Source organism: Hydrogenophaga sp., from assembly GCF_051007235.1.
Lineage (GTDB): Bacteria > Pseudomonadota > Gammaproteobacteria > Burkholderiales > Burkholderiaceae_C > Hydrogenophaga.
In genome coordinates this window covers 1-4396 of sequence record NZ_JBPCSJ010000267.1, presented here as the reverse complement: position 1 = coordinate 4396, position 4396 = coordinate 1, and the positions used below count along the sequence as shown (strand labels likewise).

The following is a 4396-nucleotide window of genomic DNA, read 5'->3' as shown; positions in this document are numbered from 1 at the left end:
ACGCTCGAAGCCCTTCTGCTGGCCGGTGACACCAGCGCCGAGGGCTGGATCAAGACGTTGCTGCAAGACGAGCTGCCCGCCGGCAGCTACGGCCGCCTGCTGCTGATGCCCGGTGCCTCGGCACCGGTGGCGGTGGTCGCGAAAAGCCCCCAGGTCTGCACCTGCTTCAACGTCAGCGAAGACACGATCCGCACCGCCCTGCCGCGCTGCGGCGGTCAGGACGACCAGCGCCTGGCCCAGCTGCAGGGCTCGCTCCAGTGCGGCACCAACTGCGGTTCCTGCATCCCCGAGCTGCGGCGGCTGGTGAAGGCCGTCCCGGCCGCCTTGGTGACCATATAACCCGCAGTCATCTGACCTCGCAGACAATGGCGGCCCATGAGCATCAGCCATTACATCAAGGAGATCGGGCGAGGCAAGGACGGCGCCCGTTCGCTCAACCGTGAACAAGCCACCGACCTGTTCGGCCAGGTGCTGGACGGCACTGTCACCGATCTGGAGATCGGCGGCTTCTGCCTGGCCATGCGCATCAAGGGCGAGACGCCCGACGAGATGGCCGGCTTCCTGGACGCCACGCACGCCCGCCTGCAGCGCATCCCTGACAACGCCCTCACCGCCGTGGTGCTGCCCAGCTACAACGGTGCACGCAAGCTGCCCGTGCTCACCCCGCTGCTGGCGCTGCTGCTGGCGCGTGAAGGCGCGGCGGTGCTGGTGCACGGCACAGCCACCGAAGACAAACGCGTGACCAGCGAAGCGGTGTTCGCCGCCCTGGGGCATGCGCCCCGCTCGTCGGTTGGCGCGCTGGGTCCCGGCGAATGCGCCTTCGTCCCGACCGAGGTGCTGCACCCCGGCCTCAAGCGCCTGCTGGACGTGCGCCGCGTGGTCGGCCTGCGCAACCCGGCGCACAGCCTGGTCAAGCTCATGAACCCCTGCGCTGGCCGCGCCCTCATCGTGGGCAGCTACACCCACCCGGAATACGCGGTGTCCATGGCCGACACGTTTTCCCTGGTCGGCGCGCACGCCCTGTTGCTGCGCGGCACCGAAGGTGAGCCGGTGGCCGACGCCCGCCGCACGCCGCAGATGGACGCTTTCCGCGACGGCCAGCGCCACCTGCTGCAGCCCGCGCAGGAAGGTTCGCTCGCCGCCCTGCCCGATCTGCCCAAAGACATTTCGACCGAGGCCACCGCCGCCTATATCCGCACGGTGCTGGATGGCCGACTGCCGGTGCCCACCCCCATCGCCTTGCAGGTGGCACACATCCTGCGAGAAGTGGCTCGACCCGCCGCACCCGAGACAAACCGCGCAGCAGCGGTCCGCACACCATGAACATGCCCGCCACCGTCATCCACGCACAAAGCCAGTTCCACCCCGGTACCGTCACCCTCGTGGGCGCAGGCCCGGGCGATCCGGAACTGCTGACGATCAAGGCCGCGAAAGCCATCGCCGCCGCGACGGTGCTGCTGGTGGACGACCTGGTGAGCGATGGCGTGCTGGCCCATGCGTCCCCCAACGCACGCATCGTGCACGTGGGCAAACGGGGCGGCTGCAAGAGCACGCCGCAAGCCTTCATCGAGAAGCTCATGATCATGGCGGCGCGCGAAGGCGAGGTGGTGGTGCGCCTCAAGGGCGGCGACCCGTTCATCTTCGGTCGCGGCGGTGAAGAGGTCGAACACCTGCGCGAAGCGGGCATCGAGGTGCAGGTGCTCAACGGCATCACGGCCGGCCTGGCCGGCCTCACCTCGCTCGGCGCACCGCTCACGCACCGCGACCACGCCCACGGCGTGGTGTTCGTCACGGGCCACGCCAAGCCCGGTGACAGCGGCACCGACTGGCAGCAATTGGCCGCCACCGCACGCGACGCCAAACTCACGCTCGTGATCTACATGGGTGTCTCCAGCGCCACGCAGATCCAGGCCGACCTGCTCACAGGCCTGCCGGCCAGCACCCCGCTGGCCATCGTCCAGCACGCCAGCCTGCCGCAACAACGTCATGCGGTCTGCACGCTGGGCACGCTGACGGCGACGCTCGCCAGCGAAGGCCTGGGCAGCCCGTCAGTGATCGTGGTCGGTGATGTGGTGCGTGGCGTTGCGGCGGTGGCCTTCCCGTCGCTACAGCAACACGCCGCCTGATCGCTGCCGGACAAGGCGCTGCTCACGCCGCCTGCGCACCGTTGATCCGGGCGCGCACCCACACGGGTGACACCGTTGTGGGCCGTCTCGTCCGTGCTCACCCCCGATAGCCCAACCCGGTGACAGTCGTGGGCAAAATGTTTCGTTCATATCTTTTGTTATGGAATGTTAGATGAATACCTGTTGCAATGAATTCATTGCACATGCCGCACCAACGTCTCTGCCTACCCGACATGGAAAACGAGTTCATTGCCCTGGTCAACGACCGGCACGACGTATTGACCAAGCTGGAGCGGCGGATTGCGGCGTATTTCGTGGCCCATCCCACCGCCCTGGTGGTCGAGACCAGTGGCACCATTGCCGAGCGCGCCCATGTCAGCCCGATGACGGTGACACGCTTCTTCAAGAAGCTGGGTTTCGACAGTGCCGCCGCCGCCAAGGACGCATTGAAGAGCGAGCTGTACGGCAGCGAGCTGCGCACCATCGGCAAACGCTTTGACGAGTTCCAGCGTTCGCGCGCCGCCTCTGACCACGCCGCACACTTCCAGTCTGCCGCCGCCGCCACCAGCCGTGCCTGCGAGGTCTGTCAGGAGCCCTTTTGGCGCGACATCGTTCGCCTGGTGGCCCAGGCCGACAGCGTGTACGCCACCGGCTTTCAGACCATGGGTTACCTGGCCAATGGCATGGTCCAGCGCCTGGGTTATGTGCGCGCCAACGTGCACGAACTCGATGGCACCGACGGCGTGTACGCCAGATTGCTGACCGACCCAGACCCCCGGCGCACGCTCATCATCATCGACACCTACCGCTATGGCCGCAACGGCCCGGTGCTGGCCAAGGCCGCGCGCGACCGCGGCGCGGATGTGGTGATTTTTTGCGATGAGCTGTGCGACTGGGCAGCGTCGATCACGCCCTACGTGGTGGCCCTGCCGTCCGAGGAAGGCTTCTTTTTCCGTCCCACCACGGCCATCCATTTCAGTTTGAACCTGTTGATTCAGGACGTCATCGACGAGTTGGGCGACAGCGTGCGCGAGCAGATGAAGCTGCTGTCTCAGGCGCAGGAGCTGTTTGGCCAGTACATGAAGTAATCACGCGCCCCCCGTTTCGCCAACCGATGCAGCACGTTTTTTGGGCTGCAGGGGATGCGTTTGTCTTTTTTTGGTAGGGGGCTTCGGCAGATGGGCTGACGAAGCCGTTTTTTTAGCAACAGGAGTAACAGATGACCATTGACCACCGTCCGGCCGCATCGCACAAGCGGGCGCCTTCCCGTCCCTCCACCGTGATGGCCGCTCTGTTCGCGGCGCTGGCGCTGTGCGCGACCCCCGTGTTCGCGCAAAGTGCCAAAGATGTACTGGTGATCGGCAAGACCGCCGATCCGCAAACGCTGGACCCCGGCGTGACCATGGACAACAACGACTGGACTGCTTCCTACCACGCCTACCAGCGCCTCGTGCGCTACCAGTCGGCCGGCGGTAAAGGCAGCACCGAAGTGGAGCCCGAACTGGCCGAGAGCTGGAAGGTGTCCAAAGATGGCCTGACCTGGGATTTCAAACTCAAGGCGGGCAACAAGTTTGACGATGGCACCGCGGTGGACGCCGCGGCCGTCAAGTTCACGTTCGACCGCCTGTTCGCCTTGAAGCAGGGGCCCTCGGAGGCCTTCCCGGCCGACACCGTGGTCACCGTCACCGGCCCCATGTCGGTGCGCTTCCAGCTGGCAACGGCCTACACCCCTTTCCTGTACACACTGGCCAACAACAGCGCGGGCATTGTCAACCCGAAGGTGCAAGCCAAGGCGCGGGACGGTGATGCGGCCAAGGGCTGGCTGGCCGCCAACACGGCAGGCTCCGGCCCGTACCGGCTGGTCAGCTGGGAGAAGGGGCAGAGCCTGGTGCTGGAGCCCAACCCCCACTTCGCCGGCCCCAAAGCGGCGTTCTCCAAGGTGCGCATCAAGATCATCGGCGAAGCATCCGCGCGGCGCCTGCAGCTGGAGAGCGGTGACCTCGACATTGCCGAGGACTTGCCAAGCGACCAGCTCAGCGCGATGAAGGGCAAAGCCGGACTCAAGATCGAAGAGTTCCCCAGCCTGAGCACCACCATCCTGTACCTGAACAACAGCAAACCGGGCCTGGACAAACCCGAGGTGCGCCGCGCCATCTCCTGGGCGGTGGACTACACCGGCATCATCGACGGCAGTCTTGACGGCAAGGCCAAGCAGTTGCGCGGCCCGATTCCCGTGGGCATGTGGGGCGCCGACCCCAGCGTCTTCCAGT

5 protein-coding genes are annotated in these 4396 nt (G+C 66.1%); all 5 read left to right on the top strand.

Annotated elements, in window-relative coordinates:
- Window positions 1–339, top strand: a 339-nt coding sequence (locus ACR2JA_RS09680) for a (2Fe-2S)-binding protein (protein WP_434008876.1), incomplete at its 5' end; no start/stop codon positions are given.
- Window positions 340–375: 36 nt separating this feature from the next.
- On the top strand, window positions 376–1323 hold the full coding sequence (ybiB, locus tag ACR2JA_RS09675; RefSeq protein ID WP_434008875.1) for a DNA-binding protein YbiB: 948 nt from the start codon (window positions 376–378) through the stop codon (window positions 1321–1323).
- A 2-nt stretch (window positions 1324–1325) separates the two neighbouring features.
- Window positions 1326–2126 (top strand): uroporphyrinogen-III C-methyltransferase, encoded by an 801-nt coding sequence (gene cobA, locus ACR2JA_RS09670; RefSeq protein ID WP_434008877.1) that lies wholly within the window; start codon window positions 1326–1328, stop codon window positions 2124–2126.
- A gap of 203 nt (window positions 2127–2329) precedes the next feature.
- Entirely contained in the window at window positions 2330–3214 is an 885-nt protein-coding gene (locus tag ACR2JA_RS09665; protein WP_434008874.1) for a MurR/RpiR family transcriptional regulator, read from the top strand.
- Window positions 3215–3345: 131 nt separating this feature from the next.
- On the top strand, window positions 3346–4396 hold a 1051-nt coding region (locus ACR2JA_RS09660; RefSeq protein ID WP_434008873.1), incomplete at its 3' end, for an ABC transporter substrate-binding protein.

Excerpts from the sequence above, each read along its gene's own strand:
- ybiB (WP_434008875.1), top strand. The coding sequence starts at position 376 with ATGAGCATCAGCCATTACATCAAGGAGATCGGGCGAGGCAAGGACGGC.
- cobA (WP_434008877.1), top strand. The coding sequence starts at position 1,326 with ATGCCCGCCACCGTCATCCACGCACAAAGCCAGTTCCACCCCGGTACC.
- ACR2JA_RS09665 (WP_434008874.1), top strand. The coding sequence starts at position 2,330 with ATGCCGCACCAACGTCTCTGCCTACCCGACATGGAAAACGAGTTCATT.